The organism is Acinetobacter sp. YH12239, assembly GCF_013417635.1.
Classification (GTDB): domain Bacteria; phylum Pseudomonadota; class Gammaproteobacteria; order Pseudomonadales; family Moraxellaceae; genus Acinetobacter.
In genome coordinates this window covers 32,853-57,156 of sequence record NZ_VPDP01000010.1, presented here as the reverse complement: position 1 = coordinate 57,156, position 24,304 = coordinate 32,853, and the positions used below count along the sequence as shown (strand labels likewise).

Annotated in this window: 21 protein-coding genes; 7 read left to right on the top strand and 14 right to left on the bottom strand. The window is 40.1% G+C overall.

The genetic code is table 11. The features are described 5' to 3' along the window. Nucleotides 1–47: 47 nt before the first annotated feature. Nucleotides 48–902, top strand: coding sequence for a ribosome biogenesis GTP-binding protein YihA/YsxC (gene yihA / locus FTV17_RS10030; RefSeq protein WP_179999258.1), 855 nt, complete (start codon nucleotides 48–50; stop codon nucleotides 900–902). Between the two features lie 133 nt (nucleotides 903–1,035). Then, on the top strand, nucleotides 1,036–1,980 hold the full coding sequence (locus FTV17_RS10025; protein WP_035265065.1) for a metal-dependent hydrolase: 945 nt from the start codon (nucleotides 1,036–1,038) through the stop codon (nucleotides 1,978–1,980). 56 nt (nucleotides 1,981–2,036) lie between these two features. Here FTV17_RS10025 and FTV17_RS10020 read toward each other — a convergent pair whose 3' ends face one another. Both FTV17_RS10020 and FTV17_RS10015 read right to left on the bottom strand, forming a co-directional pair. Continuing rightward, a complete protein-coding gene (locus FTV17_RS10020) occupies nucleotides 2,037–3,290 on the bottom strand; it encodes a dicarboxylate/amino acid:cation symporter (RefSeq protein WP_179999256.1) in 1,254 nt (417 codons plus the stop codon). Between the two features lie 169 nt (nucleotides 3,291–3,459). Then, complete coding sequence (locus FTV17_RS10015) at nucleotides 3,460–4,332, bottom strand: acyl-CoA thioesterase II (protein ID WP_035265059.1); 873 nt, start codon at nucleotides 4,330–4,332, stop codon at nucleotides 3,460–3,462. A 301-nt stretch (nucleotides 4,333–4,633) separates the two neighbouring features. On the opposite strand from FTV17_RS10015, the gene plsB reads away from it, so the two are divergent. Then, the gene (plsB, locus tag FTV17_RS10010; protein ID WP_035265057.1) at nucleotides 4,634–7,207 is read left to right on the top strand and encodes a glycerol-3-phosphate 1-O-acyltransferase PlsB; all 2,574 of its coding nucleotides are present in this window, start codon (nucleotides 4,634–4,636) and stop codon (nucleotides 7,205–7,207) included. Between the two features lie 36 nt (nucleotides 7,208–7,243). Here plsB and FTV17_RS10005 read toward each other — a convergent pair whose 3' ends face one another. Next, nucleotides 7,244–8,041 carry an NAD-dependent epimerase/dehydratase family protein gene (locus tag FTV17_RS10005; protein WP_179999254.1) on the bottom strand — a complete coding sequence of 266 codons (798 nt, stop codon included), beginning with the start codon at nucleotides 8,039–8,041 and terminating at the stop codon, nucleotides 7,244–7,246. A gap of 53 nt (nucleotides 8,042–8,094) precedes the next feature. On the opposite strand from FTV17_RS10005, the gene recG reads away from it, so the two are divergent. After that, nucleotides 8,095–10,140, top strand: coding sequence for an ATP-dependent DNA helicase RecG (recG, locus tag FTV17_RS10000; RefSeq protein WP_179999252.1), 2,046 nt, complete (start codon nucleotides 8,095–8,097; stop codon nucleotides 10,138–10,140). Between the two features lie 67 nt (nucleotides 10,141–10,207). Further along, nucleotides 10,208–10,840, top strand: a complete 633-nt coding sequence (locus FTV17_RS09995) for a phosphoribosyltransferase family protein (RefSeq protein WP_179999250.1) — start codon at nucleotides 10,208–10,210, stop codon at nucleotides 10,838–10,840. A 17-nt stretch (nucleotides 10,841–10,857) separates the two neighbouring features. Here the strand turns inward: FTV17_RS09995 and FTV17_RS09990 are convergent, their stop codons facing one another. Continuing rightward, nucleotides 10,858–11,259 carry an NUDIX domain-containing protein gene (locus FTV17_RS09990; protein ID WP_179999248.1) on the bottom strand — a complete coding sequence of 134 codons (402 nt, stop codon included), beginning with the start codon at nucleotides 11,257–11,259 and terminating at the stop codon, nucleotides 10,858–10,860. After that, complete coding sequence (locus FTV17_RS09985; RefSeq protein ID WP_092768108.1) at nucleotides 11,256–11,855, bottom strand: TIGR00730 family Rossman fold protein; 600 nt, start codon at nucleotides 11,853–11,855, stop codon at nucleotides 11,256–11,258. The genes FTV17_RS09990 and FTV17_RS09985 overlap by 4 nt, the downstream gene beginning before the upstream one ends. A 155-nt stretch (nucleotides 11,856–12,010) precedes the next feature. Here FTV17_RS09985 and FTV17_RS09980 point away from each other — a divergent pair, with 155 nt between their 5' ends. After that, on the top strand, nucleotides 12,011–13,024 hold the full coding sequence (locus FTV17_RS09980) for a CorA family divalent cation transporter (RefSeq protein ID WP_035265042.1): 1,014 nt from the start codon (nucleotides 12,011–12,013) through the stop codon (nucleotides 13,022–13,024). A gap of 110 nt (nucleotides 13,025–13,134) precedes the next feature. On the opposite strand, the gene FTV17_RS09975 is transcribed toward FTV17_RS09980, so the two are convergent. From FTV17_RS09975 to dxs, 8 genes are all read right to left on the bottom strand, one after another. Then, nucleotides 13,135–13,395 carry an STAS domain-containing protein gene (locus FTV17_RS09975; protein WP_218945337.1) on the bottom strand — a complete coding sequence of 87 codons (261 nt, stop codon included), beginning with the start codon at nucleotides 13,393–13,395 and terminating at the stop codon, nucleotides 13,135–13,137. 39 nt (nucleotides 13,396–13,434) lie between these two features. Continuing rightward, nucleotides 13,435–14,067: a phospholipid-binding protein MlaC gene (locus tag FTV17_RS09970; RefSeq protein ID WP_035265038.1), complete on the bottom strand. Its 633-nt coding sequence runs from the start codon at nucleotides 14,065–14,067 to the stop codon at nucleotides 13,435–13,437. Between the two features lie 19 nt (nucleotides 14,068–14,086). Beyond that, nucleotides 14,087–14,767 (bottom strand): outer membrane lipid asymmetry maintenance protein MlaD, encoded by a 681-nt coding sequence (locus FTV17_RS09965; protein ID WP_179999244.1) that lies wholly within the window; start codon nucleotides 14,765–14,767, stop codon nucleotides 14,087–14,089. Beyond that, the gene (gene mlaE / locus FTV17_RS09960; RefSeq protein WP_035265034.1) at nucleotides 14,767–15,546 is read right to left on the bottom strand and encodes a lipid asymmetry maintenance ABC transporter permease subunit MlaE; all 780 of its coding nucleotides are present in this window, start codon (nucleotides 15,544–15,546) and stop codon (nucleotides 14,767–14,769) included. The genes FTV17_RS09965 and mlaE overlap by 1 nt, the downstream gene beginning before the upstream one ends. Next, nucleotides 15,543–16,361 (bottom strand): ABC transporter ATP-binding protein, encoded by an 819-nt coding sequence (locus FTV17_RS09955; RefSeq protein ID WP_035265033.1) that lies wholly within the window; start codon nucleotides 16,359–16,361, stop codon nucleotides 15,543–15,545. The genes mlaE and FTV17_RS09955 overlap by 4 nt, the downstream gene beginning before the upstream one ends. A 425-nt stretch (nucleotides 16,362–16,786) precedes the next feature. Beyond that, nucleotides 16,787–18,571 (bottom strand): DEAD/DEAH box helicase, encoded by a 1,785-nt coding sequence (locus tag FTV17_RS09950; protein ID WP_179999336.1) that lies wholly within the window; start codon nucleotides 18,569–18,571, stop codon nucleotides 16,787–16,789. A gap of 408 nt (nucleotides 18,572–18,979) precedes the next feature. Continuing rightward, nucleotides 18,980–19,810, bottom strand: coding sequence for an inositol monophosphatase family protein (locus FTV17_RS09945; RefSeq protein WP_035265030.1), 831 nt, complete (start codon nucleotides 19,808–19,810; stop codon nucleotides 18,980–18,982). Nucleotides 19,811–19,928: 118 nt separating this feature from the next. Further along, nucleotides 19,929–21,833, bottom strand: coding sequence for a 1-deoxy-D-xylulose-5-phosphate synthase (gene dxs / locus FTV17_RS09940; RefSeq protein ID WP_179999243.1), 1,905 nt, complete (start codon nucleotides 21,831–21,833; stop codon nucleotides 19,929–19,931). A 317-nt stretch (nucleotides 21,834–22,150) separates the two neighbouring features. Between dxs and ribA the strand changes: the two genes are divergently transcribed. Then, the gene (gene ribA / locus FTV17_RS09935) at nucleotides 22,151–22,753 is read left to right on the top strand and encodes a GTP cyclohydrolase II (RefSeq protein ID WP_179999334.1); all 603 of its coding nucleotides are present in this window, start codon (nucleotides 22,151–22,153) and stop codon (nucleotides 22,751–22,753) included. Between the two features lie 87 nt (nucleotides 22,754–22,840). Here ribA and hemN read toward each other — a convergent pair whose 3' ends face one another. Beyond that, the gene (gene hemN / locus FTV17_RS09930) at nucleotides 22,841–24,211 is read right to left on the bottom strand and encodes an oxygen-independent coproporphyrinogen III oxidase (protein WP_179999240.1); all 1,371 of its coding nucleotides are present in this window, start codon (nucleotides 24,209–24,211) and stop codon (nucleotides 22,841–22,843) included. Nucleotides 24,212–24,304: the final 93 nt, after the last annotated feature.

The window sequence follows — 24,304 nt, the reverse complement described above, 5'->3', positions numbered from 1 at the left end:
CTTCCTTTATAATAGCTGATTGTAAATTGAGTTATTGAAGTTGAGCTATGCATCACAGCAGAGGAAAGTCGAAAAACAGTAAGGCGTCAAATGCCCCAAAGCAAAAGATCAGCTATGAGAAAAAAGCCGATCCAGCGATTACTGAATATTCGGTTCAAGCGCTCAACTGGTTGCGCAAAGCCGAATTCTTAATGAGTGCACCAAAACTGAATTTATGTGTAGAAGACACAGGTTTTGAGATTGCTTTTGCAGGTCGTTCGAATGCTGGTAAATCGAGTGCGATTAATGCATTAACCAATCAAAAACAACTTGCACGTGCGTCTAAAAAACCTGGTCGCACACAAATGATTAACTTTTTTAGCATGGGCAATGCCGAACAAAGATTAGTTGACCTTCCTGGATATGGCTATGCTGCTGTACCTGAAAGCATGAAAATCGTTTGGCAAAAAGAGCTTGAAAACTACCTCATTCATCGTGAAAGTTTACAAGGGCTTGTACTGTTGATGGACATACGACACCCTTTACAACATTTCGATGTCATGATGTTAGAATGGGCTTACTCACGTAAATTATTTGTCCATGTTTTATTAACAAAATCAGATAAGTTAAATCGTGGTCCAGCTTCCAAAGCATTGCAAGAAGTCAAAGCTCAACTAAAGAAAATGAAGCTTAACTTCTCTATCCAATTGTTCTCATCCCTCAATAAGCAAGGTCTTGAAGAACTCGCAAGCGTTATTGCTGGTCGTTTAAATTTTACGCTTGAGCAGCCTAACGGATTTGATCTAAGTGCAATTCCTGAAGTAAGTGAATCAGACATCGATGAAGATTTTGATCATGTTATTCAAGAAGATGATGAATCACCAAGCGAAACAACCGAACTAGAATCCAACAAAGCCGAATAGTATCCACCCTACCGAATGGTTAAATCATTACATTCACTAATTGATACATCAATGTCCTCAAATGCTAAGGTTATTTGAGGGCATTTTTTTATACTGAAAAATGGTAATCACAACAAAAATTCAGGAAAGTGTGATGAAATTATTGTCTCGATTAAGAAATAGTAAGATTGGATCTTCTATTGAGTATCACATCAAACCTCGTAAAGTTAAATTTGAGTGGGCGGATACACCAGTAGATTGGGTTCCAAATCAGCCTTTCGTTAGTTATTTTATCAATGAAATTAACAATATCTTACCAGCAGGCGAATTTTGGTTTTGTCGTCTGTACAACAAAGTATTACCCAAAATTACTGATGAAAAACTTGCAGAAGATGTGAAAGCTTTTATTCGCCAAGAAGCGATGCACGCTCAAGCACATAATTCAGCGAATAAAGAATATCTCAGCGCACGTCATATCGATATTCAACGTAACCTCGATATTATGGACTTTCTTTTTGGAAAACTTTTAGCAGATAAACCTTTAGGTCTAAACGTCCCAAAAGCCTTAGATCATCAATGGGATTTATTCAGATTAGGTATTATTGCTACCGTTGAACATATGACTTGTGTCCTCGGCAAATATGCCTTGTACAACAAAAAATGGGGTGAATTGGGCGCTGATGCCAATATGCTCGATCTCGTAAAATGGCATGGCGCTGAAGAAATTGAACACCGTACCGTTGCATTTGACTTATATCGTCATCTCGGCGGTGGTTATATTTCTCGCTATTATCAAAGTGTAGTTGTGATTGCTGCTGTATTAGGTTTATGGGTTGATGGTGCTGCTCATATTATGGGTCAAGACCCTCGCTTTAAATCAATTAAACCAGCTGTTTACAAACCTTGGATTTGGCGTGAATGGGCACGAATTGCCCAAAAAGACAATGGTTTACTTCCTCACCCATTCTGGCTTGTTTCTCAACAACTCGGCTATTTAATGCCTTGGTATGACCCTGTTCATGAAGCAAAAACTGAAGATGCGATTAACTATCTAAATCAATCACCAGCAGCGGAACGTGCAGCGCTAAAAGTTGCATAATATATTCAATCCAAAAAAGCAGGGATCACCCTGCTTTTTTTTATCTGATCTAATCTTTAAGCTGTATTTTTTTCCATGGGTTCATGATCAGGATTCGTGTAACGATCTACAACAACACTAATCATCATATCCCCCTGCACATTCACCACTGTTCTAACGGTATCTAACAAACGGTCAATCGGCAATAATATCGCGATTGCTTCTGCTGGAAGTCCAACTGATTGTAAAACCATAATCATGGTAACCATACCTGCGCTAGGTATACCTGGTGCCCCTAAAGATGCAATCATTGCTGTCGCACACACAATCAATTGTTGTCCTAACGTTAAGTCAAGCCCCATTAAATTCGCAATAAACAGCGCCGCCGCAGCCTCATATAATGCCGTCCCATCCATATTCAACTGTGTCCCGAGAGGGATCACAAATCCTGCAGTCTGAGGCCTTACTCCTAAATTTTCCTGAGCACACTTCATTGATAGCGGCATGGTTGCGGAACTTGAGCTGGTAGCAAACGCCGTAATCAAGGCTGCTCGTGTTCCCTTAAAAAATGTAATTGGATTCATTCTCCCGAAAATCCAGAGCAACAAAGGCAAAACAACAAGACCATGAAAGATGGTCGTTCCCGTGACTACTGCTGCGAATTCTGCTAATCGACTCAGAACGGATAGGTCCTCCGTCGCGATTAGCTTTGCCAGTAACGCAAAAATCCCTATTGGTGCGAGCTTCATCACCCAACCAATCATCAACATCATGATTTCAAAAAATTGCTGACTCAACGCTTTCACTGTTTTAAATTTTTCACCACCTTTAACGAGAGCCACCCCAATTAAAAGTGCAAAAACGACAACGGCTAACACATTACCTTCAGCAAATGCTTTAAACGGGTTTATTAGTGTATTTTGGATAAAGTTGGTAAAAAAACTCGAGGGCGTCAAAGTATCAGGCGTCTGATGCTGATTCATGGTCTCTTGAAAAATAGTGATGTCTACACCCTTCCCGACCTCGAAAAGATGCGCACACGCAAGCCCTAAAATCAGCGCCAACGTTGTGGTTGTGACACAACAAGCAAGGGTAATTTTCCAAGTTCTACCAAGTTGGCCACCAGTCTGCAGATTGGAAACTCCGACAACAATAGAACTAAAAATTAGAGGAATCAGTAATAGTTTAAGTAGACCAATAAAAATACTACTGGCAATCCCTAAGCCATATAAACTTCCGTTAAAAAATGCTGTATCAGGGAATACATTTAACAAGATGCCAAAAGCCACACCTAAAATTGCAGCAATTAAAATTTGCGTATTTAGACTCATGTCCTGTGCTTTTCATTTTGATTTATTAGTCGCACTATGCCATGAGCGACTTCAAGAATCGATCATTTTTTCTTGTTAGCTTTGCAACCGAAACTAATAATTTATAAATACAAATATGAAGTAAAAAAGCCAAATCTGAAGATTTGGCTTGAAGCATAGATCAATTATCTTATTGCGTTTCGATTTCACGAATTCTAATTAGACCTTCTTGTACTGTACTACAGACCAATTGTCCATTTTGCCACATTCGTCCAAAGTTCAATCCTCTTGAACTTGCACTAATCGTTGCCTCCATGTCATAGAGCATCCAATCATCTACACGAAATGGTTTATGAAAGTACATGGTATGGTCAATGCTGGCACACTGTAAACTCGGTGAAATATAACTGAGTCCATGTGGTCGTAGCGCGGTTGTCATCAAAGTAAAGTCTGAATAAAAAGCAGCGATCGCCTGATGTAATGCGTTTTCATCTACATCATCAGCCAAACGATCATGTGTACGAATATAGTGCGCGTAAGACGGTGCCTCAGGTTGTGGTTGGAATGGATTCACTGGCATTACAGGCTTAATTTCAACATGACGATCACGCATAAAGCTGGCACGCACATTCTCTGGTACAAAATCCACAATCATTTTCTTGAGTTCAGCTTCAGATTTTAACCCATCTACTGGCGGGTATTCGGGTTCAGCAACTTGATAATTGAGACCCTCTTCTTGGTCTGCAAAAGATACCATACACATGAATATCGTCTTGCCATGTTGAATCGCACGAACTTGGCGACTCACAAAACTACGCCCATCTCGGATTCGATCTACCTCATAAATAATGGGTGCATTAACATCTCCACCAAATAAGAAATATGCATGCAATGAGTGTGCAGGGCGATCAGTTGTATATGAAGCAGCACGTAACGCTTGACCTAGAACTTGCCCACCAAAGACACGTTTGCCAACCAAATTTTGGCTTTTGCCTCTAAAAATGTTTTCTTCAAGTCTTTCTAGCGTGAGTAAATCTACGAGTTCTTGCGTGAGCTGATTCATATCGGACCTATATATTTCATTGCTACGACATTAAATTGGGCCTGTTGAATTTAAACAGATTTTCCAATTTAATGACTCAATCTCTATATTGCCATAATTTCCGAGTAAACAACTAAACTTTGCTTGACTATATTGTCATAAAACAAATTTGATATTTTGGCTAAAAATACGATTATTAACGAAAATTCATCCAAATTCTGTGCATTTTGTTAGAAAATGACATATTGTTTTGATCACAGATTTAAGAAAATAATTGCCTTCATTCGCGTCATGCGAAATTCGTCTTTGGCTAGGAGTATGTATGTCCAAGAATGGCTTTGGTCAAATGTATCGTCGACTTTCCAGTAAGTTGCTTGACCTCGTAGTAACACCGCATGTTCTTGGAGAGGTTCCTACTGAAACCCAACCTTCAACACCACCCACTGAAAATAATACGACTCACAAAAAAGTGGTGTGCTATGTATTACAAAATTACTCGCGTAGTAATGCGTTAGTGGTTGACGGCGAAACTCGTCGATTAAATCTCGCGCCAGCACTTGACCCACTCATGATCGGGGACCATAAAGAGAAAGCTGCTGTATTATTTTTACAACACCAAGATGAAACAAACTTACTTAATCCGCCACCCCATGCATTTCCACCTCGTCTCCTCAGATTGATCGAGATATTGGATAAGCATCCAGATACTGATATTGAACTTATACCTGTGACTGTATTGTGGGGCCGCTCACCGGACAAAGAAGATTCATTATTTAAATTGCTATTTACGGACACTTGGGCAACGCCAAGTACTGTTAAACAACTGATGAATATTGGTTTACATGGTCGCCAATCTTTTCTTGAATTTCATGAACCAAAATCACTGCGCGAATTGGTAGATTACGCACGTGTAACACATCCAAACTTGTCTCCTGCAACATATATCGTCAATCAACTCAATGATTATCTAGATCGTCAGCGTGAAGTTGTATTAGGTCCAGATTTGTCAGATCGTCGAAACGTGATGCAATCATTGATTAAATCTCAAGATGTTCAGGACGGAATTCGCAAAGAAAGTATTCGCTCTAAAATCAGTTTGATTGAAGCTGAGCGCCGTGCGATCGGCTACGTGAATGAAATTGCATCAGACTATTCTCATGCAACCGTACGTTTTGCAGAACAAGCCCTGACGCGTCTTTGGACTCAACTCTATGACGGCGTAGAAGTACATAATTTCAATACAGTTCGTGAATTAGCGAAAGACTACGAAATTATTTATACACCTTGTCATCGTAGCCATATTGACTACCTATTACTCTCTTATGTGATTTATAAGCGTGGGATGATGGTACCGTACATTGCTGCAGGTGATAACCTGAATATGCCATTCGTTGGACAGCTTTTACGTGGTGGCGGTGCATTTTTTATACGTCGAACCTTCCGTGGAAATGCGTTATACACCACTGTATTCAAAGAATATCTATACAGTATCCTATCGCGCAACACGCCATTAGAATACTTTATTGAAGGTGGACGTTCACGTACTGGACGTTTATTACCGCCGAAAACAGGTATGTTGGCAATGACTGTGCATAGTCATTTGCGTGGTCGTGCTAAACCTATTGTATTTGTCCCGACCTATTTTGGTTATGAACGCCTGATGGAAGGTGCAACTTACGTCGGTGAAATGAATGGTAAGCCTAAAGAGGCCGAATCTATCTTTGGTATTTTACAAACCTTAAGAAAGATTGAACGCATCTTCGGTAAAGTACACGTAAACTTTGGTGAACCCGTCTTCCTTGATGAGATTTTGAAACAGCATGGTGCTGAACATATCAAAATTGAGAAGAATGATGACCCGATTCCTCAAGAAGTTTCTGATGCAGTCAACACCTCAGCAAATGCAATTCTTGAAAATATTAACCGTGCTGCTGTTATCAACCCAGTTTCGTTATTGTCACTTATTCTTCTATCGACTTCCAAGCACACGCTTGATGAAGAGATTTGTATTAAACAGTTAGATACCTATCGCAATCTTCTAACAGCTTTACCTTATGATCATCGAGTTCAAATCACACCACTGTCTGGTAAAGAAATCATTGCTTATGGTTTAAAACTCAAGTTGATTAAGCGTGTAAAACATGTCCTTGGCGACATCATTGCGATTGAAGATGGTCAAGCAGTATTACTGACATATTTCCGCAATAATATTTTGCATGCTTATGTCTTGCCATCACTGATTGCTGCGATGGTCGAGCACAATGGTAAAATTTCACAGGGCGATTTGATTAATGTCATTCGTACACTTTATCCATTCTTGAAAGCTGAACTTTTCCTTAAGTGGAATACGGATGAGCTTAAAGAACAGATCTGTAACTATGTTCAAGGTCTGGTAGAAGCACAGTTGATTACGATTGATGAACATGGAAATTTATGTAGCCCTGCACCTAACTCTGAACAACACAATCAGTTAGTCGTGCTTGCTGCTCCAGTGAAGCAAAGTATTGAACGCTACTACATGACACTTGCCCTAATTACTCAACGTGGCTCTGGAAATATTACGACCAAGCAGGTCGAAGATTTAAGCCATCTATTAGGTCAGCGTTTATCTGTACTTTATGAGTTCAACTCACCTGAATTCTTTGATAAAGCGCTCTTCCAAAGTTTTATCAAAGTTCTGACTCAACAAGGCTATATCAGTAATAACGAAGAAGGCGCAATAGTCTTTGATGCACAATTCAAAGAGGTTGCTCAATATGCCAACTTGGTACTAGATGATGTAACCTTACAAATGTTGCAACATATCACTTCATTTAACGATGAAGAGCTCAAAGAAGCTTTGGATGCAGTTGCTGATCAACAAGCCAAAAAACGCTTAAAACGCAAGAAAAAATAGTATCTAAAACCCTCCCCAGCGAGGGTTTTTTTATGCCTAAATGAATTCTCGATAATCCTTAAAAAATTGATTATGTTTCAATTTAAAACCAGTGCTTAACATTCGAGAGGCATAAATTTTCTTTCCATGCTGTGCCTCACTCAATAATTTTAATGGAGGGATGTTTAACTGCTTTTGGAACCACAGAATAATTTCATGTAATGGAATGGGTTGATTATTACTACAAATATAAGTTTTTTCTGGATGTTCCACGTGAAGTAAATGGACAAGAAAACCCGCTAAATCTTCGATATGAATTCGATTCGACCAATGCACATTGGGATAGGTCATTGTATTTTGAGCAAGCTGCATCATTCTCTTCACCGATACGCCATAAATACCAGTGGGTCTCACAATAATACATTGCTGTGGGAAGGCTTCTTGCCAAAGTTTCTCCATTGTGGCTAACACTAATGCTTTCTCATCTTTCGGATTGATCTCTGTTTGGTCATCAATCTCCTCCCCTTGATCTTGTCCGTAAACGCGTGTTGATGAGACAACAATAATCTTTTGGATAGGATGCAGTGCCAGCTGATTTCTCATATGTGGAATCGCATCTATGAAAGCTGCTTTATACCCGTTTAGTGATGGATCTTTGGGTGCAATCAACACGTATACTGCATCAATAGGCGACAATGTCGATAAATCAAGTTGGTGTATATCTTGTTGAAGATGCATAGCACCTGCTTGATCTTTCCTGCTTAAACTGACTGTGGTAATTTGATGTCCTTGTTGAAATAATTGTTTAGCAACATGTTGCGATGTTTTACCATAACCGATAAATAGAATATGCATGTAAGACCTATTCTCTAGTGTTATAAATTCAATTTAAGCAAAGTTGAGGGGACATGACTGCAGTCCATCAGTTGCAAGGTGTAGGAAACGCCGCTGCCGCTTTACTCGAAAAATTAAATATCTGGAATACGGATGATCTTTTGTTTCATCTGCCTCGAGATTATGAAGATCGCAGTACTATTGTGCCCATGAATCAACTTCAAGTAGGTCGAAGCTATTTACTTGAAGGCACTGTCGCATCAATGGATATGCCGCCCGGTAAACGCAAATCCATGGCAATATTAATACAAGATGATTTTGGAAAAGTCACCTTACGTTTTTATCATATTTATAAAGCATTGATGGATCGCGCAAAGCCTGGAAATCGTTTAAGAGTGTTTGGTGAAGTCCGAGTAGGCGCTCGTGGCCTAGAAATGTATCACCCAGAAATTCAATTGATTACTGAACATACACCACTTCCAAAAACGCAGCTAACCGCAATTTACCCATCAACGGAAGGACTCTCTCAATCTAAACTGCGCGAATATATTAAACAAGCTTTAGCACAACATGCCCATGATTTACCAGAACTGATTCCTGCAAAATTTACCAATGGGTATGCTTTAAAAGAAGCACTAGAATATATTCATCACCCTCCCACCAATGCCAATATGTTGCAACTGGCTGAAGGACAGCATCCTGCGCAGCAACGTCTCATCTTTGAAGAATTAGTCAGTCATCAAATTAGTTTGTTGACTCGTCGTGCATACATTCAACAGATCTCCGCACCTGCATTTTCAGCCAGTCGAACATTTGCCAAACAACTTCTCTCCACACTTCCCTTTAAAATGACGAATGCTCAAAAACGTGTTTCAAATGAAATTGTGAAAGATCTTAAACAAAACAAACCGATGCTCAGACTGGTGCAAGGTGATGTAGGTGCAGGCAAAACCTTAGTAGCAGGCATTGCGGCATGTCATCCACTCGAAGAGGGATGGCAAGTTGCTCTTATGGCACCGACTGAAATCCTCGCAGAACAACATTATTTAAATTTTAAAAAATGGTTCGAACCACTCGGCATCCAAGTTTCTTGGTTATCAGGCAAACAAAAAGGGAAAGCACGCGCTGCTACAGAACAGCAGATTAGAGAAGGCTCTGCCCAATTGGTCGTCGGCACTCATGCACTATTTCAGGATAACGTCCAGTTTCATAAATTGGGTCTTGTCATCATTGATGAACAGCATCGGTTTGGAGTTGACCAGCGTCTAGCATTACGAAATAAAGGGGCACAGAATACGACACCACATCAGTTAGTCATGACCGCCACGCCTATCCCACGTACGTTAGCAATGTCAGCGTACGGAGATTTAGATACTTCTGTGATTGATGAGTTACCCCCAGGGCGTACCCCAATCCAAACAGTCACTATTCCACTCGATCGTCGTGAAGAGGTCCTGCAGCGTATTGCGACAAACTGCGCTGAAGGTAAGCAGGCTTATTGGGTCTGTACATTAGTGGAACAATCAGAGACGCTAGATGCTCAAGCTGCTGAAGCGACTTATCAGGAGATTAAAGAACGCTTTCCGCACCTCAATATTGGTTTGGTTCATGGCAAAATGAAAGCTGATGAAAAACAAGCTGTCATGCAACAGTTCAAAGACAATCAATTACAACTGCTGATCGCAACAACCGTGATCGAAGTTGGAGTGGATGTACCAAATGCATCCATCATGGTCATTGAAAATGCGGAGCGACTGGGTCTATCTCAACTACATCAATTAAGGGGCCGTGTGGGTCGAGGTGCTAAAGCAAGTTTTTGCGCATTATTATATAAAAGTCCTTTATCGCAGAATGGACAAGAGCGTTTACGCATTATGCGTGAAACCAATGATGGCTTTTTAATAGCAGAAAAAGATTTGGAAATCCGCGGCCCAGGCGAACTGTTAGGAACGAAACAGACTGGAGACATAGGCTTTCGCGTGGCTAAATTGGAACGGGATGACCATCTGCTAACTCAAGCGCACTATGTCGCGAATCAAATTTTAAAAGATTACCCAAATCAAGCGGATGCTCTGCTTAAACGATGGTTACCAGAAGCGCCTAGATATGCGTATGTTTAATATGTTCCTTAATCAACGAGCTCAGTTATAATCATAGATACTCACAATAAAAATAACTTGAGCCATGATGCTAAGCCCTATTCATAACCTCTATCACACATTATTATCACGACGCGCTTGCCAACTATGCGGATTCTCTCCAACTCAAACCCACAGACTATGTGATGACTGTTGGACAATGCTCCCATGGAAAAGCCCTTCACTCATTCATCGACATGGAAGAAATATTTATGCTTGTTTCGACTATAGCTTTCCTATAGATCGCATTATTCATTTATTCAAATATGAACAACAACTTCATTATCAAACTTTTCTAGCACACACATTGCTAGAACTTAAACTGAAACGTTTTCAAGCGATTGTACCTATGCCTATTTCAAACGAGCGCTTGAAAGAGCGTGGTTATAATCAAATGATGGTCATCGGAAAAATTCTGTCCAAAAAACTGCAAATACCCATTTGGCAGCCAATTGAACGTTCAGCACAACACTCACAGAAAGGCTTAACACGTGTAGAAAGGATAGAAGACATTCAATCTCAATTCAAACCAATACGTTCAGAAAAAGGAAAGTTTAGAAATATCCTGATTATTGACGATGTCGTGACCACAGGGAGTTCAGTCAATGCGTTGGCCAATGCACTAGAAAAGCTCGGATGTCAGAACATTCAGATCGCATGCATTGCAGCCGCAGAATATTGACACAGTCACTTTGAGTTTTAATCGGCATTAAAATGCTGCCTACACCAAGGAATCACGATTTCTCGAGTTAACGGTGCTAAAGGCGTAGCATCATCATCTAAATCGATCCATTTCATTTCAGCAATTTCTGCATGAATGTGAGGCTCTTGTTTAAGCTGAACTCGATAGAGATAACTAATCAACTGATGATCCGCTTCATTTACAGCTTTGGTTTCAAAACGACCTATATATTGATCTATTACTGCCTCAGCGCCAATTTCTTCTTTAATTTCTCGCAGAATCGTGTCTTCAGAAGGCTCATTCTCCTCTAACTTCCCACCAACTTGCATGAAAAACTGGGTATTCTTTTTTCGAACCAACAACAACTGCTGATCCTCATTGGAAATAATCGCTGCTGCGACAGTAATGATTTTGCTCATGTATCTAGTTTCACCAAATCTTCTCGATCTTGGACACCCCATTTCGGTTGTGGTGCCTGATAAGACTCGAATTTTGACACAATATCTTCGATTGAAGTTGAATTGATTAATGCATTGGTAAAGCGAGCTCGAGTAAACTCTTGATCTGTCGTATGTTGAATGAATTGTAATAGACCATCATAAAATCCGTTGATGTTTAAAAATGCGCAGGGTTTAAGATGAATACCGAGTTGCGCCCATGTCCATTGTTCAAAAATTTCTTCAATTGTTCCTGCACCACCCGGTAAGGCAATAAAACCATCCGACAAATCTGCCATCAGCGTTTTACGCTCATGCATACTGGTAACAACGTGAAGTTCAGTCAAATTTGGATGTGCTAATTCACGATCCACCAATCCTTGTGGAATCACGCCAATGACCTTTCCACCAGCCTCTAATGCACTATCCGCAACAATTCCCATCAATCCTGAACGACCGCCACCATACACCAAGGTCTTGCCTTGTTGCGCTAAATATTTCCCTGTTTTCTTTGCTGCATCAGCATAAACAGGATCGGAACCTAATGTTGAACCACAAAATATTGCAATAGAATTCATTTAAAATTAGCCTTAAGTTTTTATAACAACAATTAAAATGATATGTTCTGTGTTTTTTAACCCAATTAATGATGGAATCGGTTTTTTTTCATGGCATCCTTGTCTAAAATACACCCATCGTTCACACACAAACTGCGCAAGGGAGAAAAGATAAAATGCTTGAAGCCTTTTATGCCACAGAGCGCGGTAGTCTAGAAGATGCAACGATCAATGGTGGGTTTGATTTACACCCTGAATTGGTTTGGATCGATTTAATTGCACCCTCTCAAGATGAGCAAGAATGGGTTTTAGATGCCTATAAACAAAATCTTCCAACACTAAAATCATTAGAAGATATTTCATCATCTGCACGATTCTACCGTGATGATGATGGCATTTTACATATCAGTACGTATTTTTTAACGAAAAATAAAAACTACCAAGTCGATGGTGACCCTGAAGAGTCATCTAATATGTTAGGAACGGTTCAAACCGTTGCATTTATTCTACATAAAGATCGACTATTTACTTTACGTGGTGAAAAGCTCGTTGCTTTCCGTGCCTTTCGAGCACGAGCTCGCCGTAATGATTACGACATTGACTATAAAGATCCGACTTGGATACTTTTGGGTTTACTCGAAGCTAAACTCGATGAGCTTGCGGATATCTTAGAAGATATCCACAAGGATCTAGAACTCTACTCTACAGAAGTATTGAATGTTCGCCACCGTGAACAAATTCTTGATCTCGATGATATGATTACCCGTCTTGCTCAAAAAGAAGATATGTTGGGTAAAGCGCAACTCTGTTTAATTGACTTACGCCGCGTTCTGACCTTCTTAGCAAGACCCCGTGCCTTAGGCAGTCATATTTATGATGCTGATATTCGAGAACTCAGTGAGGATGTTCGCTCATTAGTAGAACATGATGCATTCTTGTTCCAGAAGGTTCGATTCCTATTGGATACCACTTCGGGTTTCATTAATACTGAACAGAATGATACGATTCGTCGATTCTCGATTTTACCTAGCATGCTTGCTCCCCCGATGTTGGTGGCCAGTATTTATGGTATGAACACTGATGTACTGCCCTTTGCTCAAGGAACGACGAGCTTTGTTGTTGTCAGTTTGATTATCCTAGTGTTCTTATTTGGACCACTGATTTATTTTAGATGGAAAAAATGGATTTGAGTACGCTTTGATGTCGCATTTTTTAAACAACGTATGAAGTACCTTTTGTTGAGTAAATTACTATTTTAAAGCGATAAAAAAGCACCCTAAGGTGCTTTTTTATTTTTCAATCAAATCAATTTTAAATCATTTTCTAAATGGCAAGATTGAATGATTTTCATCATTTTTTCTGGCACAGATTTAAACTGCAAACTCGATGTTCCAGGTGCTTGACGCAATAAACGCACTAAAACAGCTAGCGCCAGAGTACTACCATGTTCAAGACCTGATAAATTTACAGTAAGTGGAAACTGCTTTGCCTGCTGAATCAACATTAAACCTTGTTGATAATACTGCTCAGCATTGTCGAAGCTAATTTTTCCAGAAACCATAATTTCTTGATCTTTGAGTGAAATCACAATTGTTCTCTGTTATTTTTTCTCAACTGCAGCTTCAGCATCAGGCTTAAAGTTTGCAATTGCTTTATTGATATCACCGCCATTACGCTTCACCGTAGCAGCAAACTGATTACGGAATTGCAAACCTAGGTCAATTCCAGAAACGTTGATATTGCGAATCTTCCACTGATCACCTTTATCAGCCAATTGGAACGATACAGGGATCTTCTCACCCTTGTTAATAAAATCAATCGTTACAACAGGGTTTTTAGTGTTAGATGCTTTATACGGACGAATTGTATATGTCTGATTAGAAAACTTAGAGAAAGCACTACCATAGTTTTCAATCAATGTTTCACGGAAGTTCTTCTCAAACTGTGCGCGTTGAGCAGCATTACTATATTGATTCGTCGCATAAGTTCCCATCACGATACGAGTAAATGATTGCGAATCAATATATGGATCTAAATTTTGACGAACAATTGCGCGTACCGCAGCAGGGTTATTTTGCAACTTAGCTTGGTCTGCTTTTAAACGTGAAATTAAGCCATCAGCTACTTTTTTGATAAATGCAGGAGGAGTCTCCGTAGGTGCAGCAAATGCTGTACTCGCAATCATCGTCGATAAAACGCTAACAGTCAGTGTTTGCTTTACGAACGTATTCATTTATTTTTCCTCTATTTAATCATTCAACAAAAGAAGCAGTTTCATCTGTGAATTCCACAGTCTCTGCATCTGATGAATCATTTGAATCTTTTTTCGCAGCTGAGTCACCAGCACCACCTGTCACAAATTTAGACACTAAGTCTTCGATTTCCATTGTGCTTTGTGTGTTACCAATTTGATCACCACGTTTTAAATAATTTAAACCACCACCTGGAACAATTTTGAGATACTTCTCGCCCAGTAGGCCATTTGTCGCTACCATAATGTAAGCATCTTCATCAATATTGGTGATGGAGTTCATGTTAGCGATCAGTTGCTTTTCCATTTCTTTTTGTTGCGATGGCGTCGCAGCTTCATAGTCACTGCTATAACGCAACTCTTCTAAAGCACCTTCTTGCACAGTTTTAAGTTGCTCATCATTGAAAGATGTCAGCTCACCATCTAAATTAATTTTCACTGTTGCAAGACGTGTTAACGGATCTAATGTGATTGACTCAACTTCACCTACTTTTACGCCGCTCAGTGCAACTTTAGCACGTGGTTTAATACCATTCACGTTATCAAAAGTTGCCGTCATGCTATAACTATCTTTTAAATTTGTCCCAGCTAAGCCACTTACTTTCATTGCCAAGAAAAATAATGCACAACCAAATAGAATCACGAATATTCCAACTGCGAGCTCACTCGTACGTGATTTCATTACACACCTCCAAACATGACCGCAGTCAAAACAAAATCAAATCCTAAAACACATAGTGATGAATACACTACCGTTCTTGTTGTTGCTGTCGCAATACCTTCTGATGTAGGCTCGCATGAATACCCCTGATATACGGCAATCCACGTACAGATTAAAGCAAATACAAAGCTTTTGATGATCGTGCCATTAAAGACATCTTTATAAAATTGAACGGCACTTTCCATACCACTCCAATACGAACCTTCATCAGCACCTAAAAAATCCACACCGACCATTTTTCCGCCCATGATCCCCACAGCAGCAAAAATTACGGCAAGCATAGGCAAACTAAATATACCCGCCCATAAACGTGGTGAAATAATGCGTTTAAGTGGATCAACACCGATCATTTCCATACTAGACAATTGCTCAGTCGCTTTCATCAAACCAATTTCGGCGGTTAAAGCAGATCCTGCACGCCCCGCAAAAAGAAGTGCAGCAACCACTGGCGCAAGTTCACGCAACAAGGTCAACGAAACTGCTGCACCAAGCATCGCTTCACTGCCGAAAGTGACCAAAATGCTATACATCTGTAAACCCAAGACTGCACCTATAAACAGTCCTGACACCACAATGATAAGCAATGATAATACGCCAACACGGTACATTTGATAGATAAAGAGTTTGACTCCAATCCAAGTCGGCATCGAAAATAAAATTTGAACTAGCATAATGGCTGCAACGCCAATACCTTGAACACGCTCTATAACGCGTCTACCTAGTGAGGCTATCGCATTCATGTACGCACCTCATCACTTAAATACGCTTGATGACTAAATTGATAATCCACAGGACCTTCGACCGAACCTGTTAAGAATTGACGGACGAAAGGCGAACTATGATTCTTTAACTGATCAGGTGTGCCCTCGCCTTGTACTTTACCTTCCGCAACCACATAAATGTAATCTGCGATCGATAATGTTTCAGCAACATCGTGAGACACGATAATAGTCGTTAGGTCCAACGCTTCTCGTAAAGAACGAATCAATCGGGTTAAAACCCCCATTACGATGGGATCCTGACCAGCAAATGGTTCATCGTACATAATCAAATCTGGATCTAGTGCAATTGCACGAGCTAACGCCACACGGCGATTCATCCCCCCTGAAAGCTCAGAAGGCATCATTTGCTCAGCGCCACGTAATCCCACAGATTCGAGTTTTAAAGCGACCAGTTCTGCAATCAAATGTTCAGGCAATTGAGTATGGGCGCGGATAGGGAAAGCTACATTTTCATAGACAGTCATATCAGTGAAAAGGGCACCACTCTGAAAGAGCATCCCCATACGAGCACGAGCTTTAAACAATTCCTGACGACTCATTTGGCTAATATTTTTGCCATCCAACAAGACCTCGCCTGCATCAGGTACAAGTTGCCCCCCAATGAGTCTAAGAAGCGTGGTTTTCCCCGTCCCTGAAGGCCCCATAATGGCAGTAATTTGCCCCTTACGAATCTTTAAATTGACTTGGTCGTAAATAACACGATCACCACGATTAAAGCTTAAATTTTTTACTTCGATCAACGCTTGCTCATCGATTTGTATTTGATTATTCATAGCTGAGCGTGTTCCTACAATTTTTCAGCTTGCATACTATACTCTGAAATAACTGAATTTAAATGTTATTTATAAAATACAAGGTTAAGCAGACATTGTAGCATTATTGATCATTTTTATTAATTTTGCTTATAGAAAGATGTGTTTTATTTATGAAACAATGATTTAAAATTATTCTTTTTTATAAATTTATAATGTGATACTAAAAAAGTAATAAGCAAGATTAAGTAATACCAATAAAAAGAACACGTACATCATGATTGCACCAACATTCATTTGCTTCGTCTCAATCATTATAATCTTATTATTCATATTTTACATTTACCATAAATAATGTGAACTTATTCACTTTTATTCTAACAGATTTTTTTATATGAGCAATAAAAAACCAGCCCGAAGGCTGGTTTTTTATTTAGCTTTACCGATTAGTCGTTAAATTTACGACGTGGGCGATCGCTATTGAATTCACGCTTTGGACGGTCATCACCAAATGTACGTTTTGGACGATCAAAACCACCTTCACGACGTGCTGGACGGTCACCGAAATCACGTTTTGGACGGTCACCAAAACTGTTTTCACGAGGTTTATAATCTACACGGTTACCACGATTGTCATCGTTAGAACGAGGGCGATCACCGAAATCACGCTTTGGACGATCATCAAATGAACGTTGCGGACGGTCACCGAAATCGCGACGTGGACGGTCATTGTTAAACTCGCGACGTGGACGATCTTCACCATTGAATTCACGACGTGGACGATCGTTGTTAAACTCGCGACGTGGACGATCTTCGCCATTAAATTCACGACGTGGACGGTCGTTGTTAAACTCGCGACGTGGACGATCTTCACCATTGAATTCACGACGTGGACGATCTTCACCAAACGAACGGCGTTCGCCATCACGGTTACCTTCGCGACGTTTGAAGTTTGATTCACCTTCAAAACGACGACCACCACCGAAACCACCACGGCCACGGCCTTCACCACCACGGCCACGACTGCGACCAGCGCCATCACGACTACCGCGTGCTGGAGGTGGAGATGGCTCAAGACCTTCAATTTCAGAAACTTCTAGACGTGCATCTAAGTAGTCTTCTAAAGCACGAATTTTACCACGTTCACGGTAAGTCGCTAATGTGATTGCTTTACCAGTACGACCTGCACGACCTGTACGACCAATACGGTGTACATAATCTTCGTTCTTCATTGGAAGACCAAAGTTAATCACGTGTGAAATTGTTGGTACATCTAGACCACGTGCTGCAACGTCAGTTGCAACTAAAATTTTTGCGCGACCTTCACGAATGCTGCGCAAACGACGGTTACGTACAGTCTGTGGCATTGCACCATGAAGTGCTACAACTGAAAGACCAGCTTCAGAGAGTTCTTCTGCAAGCATATCTGTATCTTCTTGCGTAGAAGCAAATACAACAGCTTGATCAAGATCTTCTTCATTTAACCAATGTGTTAAAAGCTTTTTCTTGTGCTCAAAACCATCAGTCCAATGTAGAGTCTGAGTAATGTCAGTATTCGTCGTGTGACCAGTTTCAATCGCAATACGTTCTGGTTCATTCATCATACGTTCTGCCAACGTAATAATACGTGGTGCGAAAGTCGCAGAGAACATTAATGTTTGATCACGGTTACCCGCTAAATCACTGATCGCCTCTAAATCTTCAGAAAAACCAAGATCAAGCATACGGTCTGCTTCATCTACGATTAATGATTTAACTTTGTCCAATTTGATTTGACGACGGTTTACAAGATCAAGTAAACGACCTGGAGTCGCTACAACAACTTGTGCACCTTTTAATTGTTGGATTTGTTTACCAAAAGGCATACCACCCATAATCGCAGCAATACGAACACCTTTCATGTGACGTACAAATGCAATCGCATCTTGGCTGACCTGTTGAGCCAATTCACGTGTTGGGCAAAGTACTAAAATTGTAGGTGCAGTTACAGCACGCATACGCTCTTTGAAAGAAAGCAACGTATCTTCACTACCCGCTAAAGCGTGAAGTGTAGGTAATAAGAATGCAGCAGTTTTACCAGAACCTGTTTGGCTTGATACTAAAAGATCTTTACCATCTAAAGCAGCAGGAATTGATTGTTCCTGAACAGGAGTAGGCGATGTAAAGCCTAATGCTTGTAATGCTTGTTGAAGTGATTCGTGTAGTGGAAAATCAGCAAAAGTTTTGCTCATAGAGTTTTTCACCCGAAAATTGGGTGCTCCATTAAATAAAGTCTGATGGACATCGGCAAAAAGCGGTACAGCAATAATCGCTGAAAATATAGAATCAGCGGCGATCCGAGAACGACGATGCGTATAACGCACACATGATTACAGCCTGAACCTGAAGGAATCGCTTTTAGCGATTGGGTGGGGCGCGAAATAATGTCCTCTCTTTGGACCGGACGCGCATACACAATATAGAAGAGAAATGTTCAGGTAATGAACGAAATTTAGTGCGTGCGCGGAGTATAACAGATTTTTTTATAATGTCATTAAGTTTAATTGCTTTTTGATGCATTCAAGTACAAATATTCAAATTTATCATGTTTTGGAGATAAAAAAGCTCCCTATTAGGGAGCTTTCATAAATTTGATCTGCTTATTTAGCAGCAGCACCCCAAGCTGGGACAACTGCTTGCATCAATGGTTTCAATAATTTCATAGAACAAGCCAAGACTTGACCATTTTCCATTGAATTTGAACCACCGCGCGCATCAACTACTGTACCACCAGCTTCTTTTACAATTAGTTCACCCGCTGCAATATCCCATGGTTTCAAACCAAGTTCGAAATAACCATCGTAACGACCAGCAGCAACATAAGCTAAGTCAAGTGCTGCCGAACCTAAACGGCGGAATTGAGCGCCTTGTTCAGATACTGCCAACAAAGAATCGAAGTGATTTTTTGCATAAGAAACTACTTCGCCATCGCGTTTAGCACGATATGCATGACCAACAGCCAAGAACGTACGATCTAAACTATCTTTTACATTCACACGAATACGACGTTGGTTCATCATTGCACCGCGACCGCGACTCGCAGAGAACAATTCATCTTTGATTGGGTCATACACAACACCGTGTTGAGTCACGCCTTTGTGTTGAACTGCAATAGAAATACAGAAGTGTGGGACACCATTAATGAAGTTTAAAGTACCATCTAAAGGATCGATCACCCAACACCAATCAGCATCGTGACCTTTACCTTCTTGCATACCAAACTCTTCACCAAGGAAGCTGTGATTTTTATAGCTTTTGCGCAAGATATCGATCGTCAACTCTTCAACATAGCGATCAACGCGAGTCACAGGACCTTCGATACCTTTTTCTTCAACTTGCAGATCAAGTTTATGACGATTCTGATGCGCTTTTAAAAGCTCTTGACCAACTGTTTGAGCCGCACGCGCAGCCATCACCACCATAGGTTCCATTGAACACCCACTACAAATTTGAAGATACTGATAAAGAATAATGCATAAAAGCGCCGACATTTTATCAAATATCGGCGCTTTTAGGTAAAAAATGTTTCTAAAATTTTATGACTTGTATTTAAACCACCTGTACAAGCTTTAACCAAGCTTGTTGAATTGAAGATTGGATACCTTCTGCATCTAATCCACAATCTTTAAGCATCTCAGCATGACTGGCTTGCGCTAAGAATTGATCAGGTAAGCCTATGTTCAAAACTGGCTTCAGAATGTGTTCGGCCATTATAAATTCATTCACAGCACTTCCAGCACCACCCATGACTGCATGCTCTTCAACCGTTACAAAAAGTTGGGTTTGATCTGCATATTGTCGAATGATTTGACCATCTAGTGGTTTAACAAACCGCATATTCACAACGCGTACTGCAACATCCAATTGATCAACTAAAAGCTGGGCAGCTTGTTCTGCAACGCTCACACGGCTACCGAAAGCTAAAATAGTAATCACCTCTTCGGCTTTTACATTCAGCTCCAAAGTTACCTCAGCTTTACCAATTTCAAGCGCTGTCAGTTCATTTTGAATTTCAACACCTAAACCATTTCCGCGTGGATAACGCACTGCAGCAGGACCCGGGTGCAAATAAGCGGTATGTAGCATTTGACGGCATTCATTTTCATCTTTTGGTGCCATAATCACGATATTCGGAACTGTACGCATAAATGCGTAATCGTATGCACCAGCATGAGTTGGTCCATCCTCACCTACTAAACCTGCACGATCGATACCAAATGTGACATCAAGGTTTTGTAATGCCACATCATGAATGAGCTGATCATAACCACGCTGTAAGAAGGTTGAATAAATTGCGACTACTGGTTTTAAACCTTCACACGCCATACCTGCAGCTAAAGTCACTGCATGTTGTTCTGCAATTGCCACATCAAAATAACGATCAGGATATTGTTTGGCGAATTGCACCATACCTGAACCTTCACACATGGCAGGTGTAATGGCTAACAACTTATCATCTAACTGGGCTTCATCGCACAACCACTGCCCAAAAACATCAGAATATTTGGGTGCTTTTGTTGAAGCTGCTGCAGCATTTAATTTAGCAATTGCGTGATATTTTATTTGATCTGCTTCAGCAGGTGCGAAGCCCTTACCTTTCTTGGTATAGATATGAATTAAGCGCGGCCCCTTACGTTTTTTTAAGGCACTAAATACATTAACAAGCTCATCGACGTTATGACCATCAAATGGACCAAAATAGTCAAATCCAATCGCTTTAAATAAGTTATCCGCAGCCTCGGTAGCAGCACAATGTAAACGTGAAGTGTAGTCCCACTCAGGATAGTCCTGAATAAATGGATTACCCTGCTCATCAATATGCACAGACTGCCCTTTTTCCCAAATAGCAGCCAAATGTTTTGCAAAACCACCCGTGCTACATGAAATCGACATATCATTATCGTTCAGTACCACCATGAGATCAGCATTATGTGCAACAGCATCATTCATGGCTTCGAATGCCATCCCTGCTGTCATTGCACCATCACCGATAATTGCAACCACTTCACAAGGATCTTTTTGATAACGACGAGCTAAAGTCATTCCCAAACCCGCTGAAATAGCAGTCGATGAGTGGCCCACACCAAAAGTATCAAATTCAGACTCTTCACGAGCGGGGAACGCCGCTAAGCCATTTTTTGCACGAATTGTAGTCAGTTGCTCACGACGTCCAGTCAAAGCTTTATGTGGATATGCTTGATGTCCCACATCCCAGATAAGACGATCATGCGGTGTATTGAAACAATAATGCAAGGCAACAGTTAATTCGATTACACCTAGATTGGCACCGAAATGCCCACCACTTTGTCCAGCAGCATACAAAATAAATTGACGTAGCTCGTCCGACACTTGACTCAATTGTTCTTTGGCTAGTTGACGCAATTGCATTGGATGATCAATCGCATCCAACAAAGGCGTAACAGGACGTTGACTAGGTATTTCGGTATACAACATATGTGGCAATGCCTTCTAAAGCCTGGCAAATCCTAAGCTAGGTAAATGGGTTAGCTCGATTCTTCTTATTGATCGAGAAATCGAAAAAAAACACCTTAAATCAACCACATTTATATTGGTCCAGTGTTGAGCTTTCGCTAAACGGGCGTTGTTAGGTAGCTAGATTATCCTGAATATCGATGCTACTTATCAACTATTATCTTGTGCTTTGCAAAAAAAAGGAAATCTTCTGTGTAAATTTGCACAATGATACTCAACTATGGTCTGATCATTCAGCTATACTTTAGCCAAATTATGAACATGTAATGGAAGTCGCTGTGCCTATAGAGTTTGTTGCCACATCTAAGTTACCCACTGCCTTTGGTGATTTTAAAATCACTGTTTTTCAAGATCCTAAAACAGGTGAAGAACACGTAGCATTGTCAAAAGGATTAGATACAGCACCCACCTCTCCTGTCTTGGTACGAATCCATTCCGAATGTTTAACAGGTGATGCTTTTGCTTCATTAAAATGTGATTGTGGTCCACAACTTCAAGCAACTCAAAAACTGATTAACGAAGCAGGACAAGGCGTAATTTTATATTTACGCCAAGAAGGTCGTGGTATTGGTTTGACCAATAAAATTCGTGCTTATGCCTTGCAAGATCAAGGACATGACACAGTGGACGCTAACCTGATGCTCAACTTACCCGCTGATGCGCGTAAATACGATATGTGCAGTATCATGCTAGATCACTTACAAGTGAAACAAGTCAAACTTGTCACAAACAATCCTCTCAAAATTAAAGCTTTAACTGATTTAGGAATTGATGTGGTTGATCGTGTACCGTTAACCGTTGGTTTGAATAAATTCAATGAAGAATACTTAAAAACCAAACATGAGCGCATGTCACATATGTATCAAAAGGATGATTTTTAACTACAGCATAATTTAATCACTGTAAAAAAATACCCCGATGCTTAGGGGTATTTTTTCACTTAGACTCAGCCCAATTTGTGAAGATGACTATATCGTCATAGAAAATATCCGATTTTCAGGTTTGTTTCTTTTTAACCTTAAATCGAAAGCCATACAGATATTTCGTACAAATGGTTTTCCAGCTTCAGTCACCTTCAATCCATATTCACTCATCTTCACAAGTTGATCATTTTGCATTTCAGCTAAATCTTCTAAAACTTGTGGTCGCTGTACAAAATCCATATCACCTTGCCAATTCGTCTCAAAGTGGCACATGAGATTTAAAATATGCTTTCTAATTTTCAAATCTTCTTCTGTTAAAAGATGACCTTTAAAAACTGGAATTTCGTTTTGTTCTAATCGAGCATAATAATCTTCAAGCGTCTTTTCATTTTGAGCAAAACCTTGCCAACAATCGCCAATAGCCGACATCCCTAAGCCAATCATCACTTCTGTTTTTGAAACGGTATATCCCATAAAATTACGATGTAACTGTTGGGCTTGAAATACCTGATACATATCATCATGCTCAAGCGCAAAATGATCCATCCCTATTTCATGATATCCAGCAGACAATAATTTTTGTTTTCCTTGCTCATAACACTGTCTTTTCTCTTCATCGCGCGGAACATCATGGTCTTTAAAACCACGTTGCCCATTGCCTTTGATCCATGGTACATGCGCATAACTGTAAAAGGCTAAACGATCTGGCTTAATTTGAATGGTTTGATCAATTGTGTTTAAAACATCATCTAAATATTGAAAGGGCAGCCCGTAGACCAAATCATGCGAAATAGAGGTATAACCAATTTCACGCGCCCATTCTGTAACCTGCTTTACGTGTTCAAAAGGTTGAATTCGGTGGATCGCTTTCTGCACGGTTTCATTATAATCCTGCACACCAAAGCTAACGCGTCTAAAACCCAATTCAAACAGCGTCTTTAAATGATCGTAAGAAGTATTATTAGGATGTCCTTCAAAACTAAATTGATGATCTTCAGCTACTTCTGATAGTGCTAAAAGCCCATCAATCAACTGTTTAAGATGCTGAGGAGAAAAAAATGTAGGTGTCCCTCCCCCTAGATGTATCTCTTTAATCAAAGGACGCTCTACAAATAACTCACAATACAATTTCCATTCTTTTAACAAAGCCAAAATATAGGGCTGTTCCATTTCATGTTTTTTAGTGATTTTTTTATGACATCCACAAAAAGTACATAATGACTCGCAAAAAGGTAAGTGAATGTAAAGGCTAATACCATGTTGGCTATTCGATTTATCAAAACGTATTTTTAGTTTTTGCTGCCATAGTACTTGATCAAAAGTCGACTGCTCCCAATACGGAACTGTGGGATAGCTCGTATATCGAGGACCTGGAACATTATATTTTTGCACCAGTGAAACAACGTTTTCGAACATATCCCCACCTTTAAAATCACCGCATATTAAAAGCTTAACTGCTTTCAGTCGTCCTATTTTGAGGAGCTTATTCTTTTAATTCAACCTAGTATC

Excerpts from the sequence above, each read along its gene's own strand:
- yihA (WP_179999258.1), top strand. The coding sequence starts at position 48 with ATGCATCACAGCAGAGGAAAGTCGAAAAACAGTAAGGCGTCAAATGCC.
- FTV17_RS10025 (WP_035265065.1), top strand. The coding sequence starts at position 1,036 with ATGAAATTATTGTCTCGATTAAGAAATAGTAAGATTGGATCTTCTATT.
- FTV17_RS10020 (WP_179999256.1), bottom strand. The coding sequence starts at position 3,290 with ATGAGTCTAAATACGCAAATTTTAATTGCTGCAATTTTAGGTGTGGCT.
- FTV17_RS10015 (WP_035265059.1), bottom strand. The coding sequence starts at position 4,332 with ATGAATCAGCTCACGCAAGAACTCGTAGATTTACTCACGCTAGAAAGA.
- plsB (WP_035265057.1), top strand. The coding sequence starts at position 4,634 with ATGTCCAAGAATGGCTTTGGTCAAATGTATCGTCGACTTTCCAGTAAG.
- FTV17_RS10005 (WP_179999254.1), bottom strand. The coding sequence starts at position 8,041 with ATGCATATTCTATTTATCGGTTATGGTAAAACATCGCAACATGTTGCT.
- recG (WP_179999252.1), top strand. The coding sequence starts at position 8,095 with ATGACTGCAGTCCATCAGTTGCAAGGTGTAGGAAACGCCGCTGCCGCT.
- FTV17_RS09995 (WP_179999250.1), top strand. The coding sequence starts at position 10,208 with ATGCTAAGCCCTATTCATAACCTCTATCACACATTATTATCACGACGC.
- FTV17_RS09990 (WP_179999248.1), bottom strand. The coding sequence starts at position 11,259 with ATGAGCAAAATCATTACTGTCGCAGCAGCGATTATTTCCAATGAGGAT.
- FTV17_RS09985 (WP_092768108.1), bottom strand. The coding sequence starts at position 11,855 with ATGAATTCTATTGCAATATTTTGTGGTTCAACATTAGGTTCCGATCCT.
- FTV17_RS09980 (WP_035265042.1), top strand. The coding sequence starts at position 12,011 with ATGCTTGAAGCCTTTTATGCCACAGAGCGCGGTAGTCTAGAAGATGCA.
- FTV17_RS09975 (WP_218945337.1), bottom strand. The coding sequence starts at position 13,395 with ATGGTTTCTGGAAAAATTAGCTTCGACAATGCTGAGCAGTATTATCAA.
- FTV17_RS09970 (WP_035265038.1), bottom strand. The coding sequence starts at position 14,067 with ATGAATACGTTCGTAAAGCAAACACTGACTGTTAGCGTTTTATCGACG.
- FTV17_RS09965 (WP_179999244.1), bottom strand. The coding sequence starts at position 14,767 with ATGAAATCACGTACGAGTGAGCTCGCAGTTGGAATATTCGTGATTCTA.
- mlaE (WP_035265034.1), bottom strand. The coding sequence starts at position 15,546 with ATGAATGCGATAGCCTCACTAGGTAGACGCGTTATAGAGCGTGTTCAA.
- FTV17_RS09955 (WP_035265033.1), bottom strand. The coding sequence starts at position 16,361 with ATGAATAATCAAATACAAATCGATGAGCAAGCGTTGATCGAAGTAAAA.
- FTV17_RS09950 (WP_179999336.1), bottom strand. The coding sequence starts at position 18,571 with ATGAGCAAAACTTTTGCTGATTTTCCACTACACGAATCACTTCAACAA.
- FTV17_RS09945 (WP_035265030.1), bottom strand. The coding sequence starts at position 19,810 with ATGGAACCTATGGTGGTGATGGCTGCGCGTGCGGCTCAAACAGTTGGT.
- dxs (WP_179999243.1), bottom strand. The coding sequence starts at position 21,833 with ATGTTGTATACCGAAATACCTAGTCAACGTCCTGTTACGCCTTTGTTG.
- hemN (WP_179999240.1), bottom strand. The coding sequence starts at position 24,211 with ATGTTCGAAAACGTTGTTTCACTGGTGCAAAAATATAATGTTCCAGGT.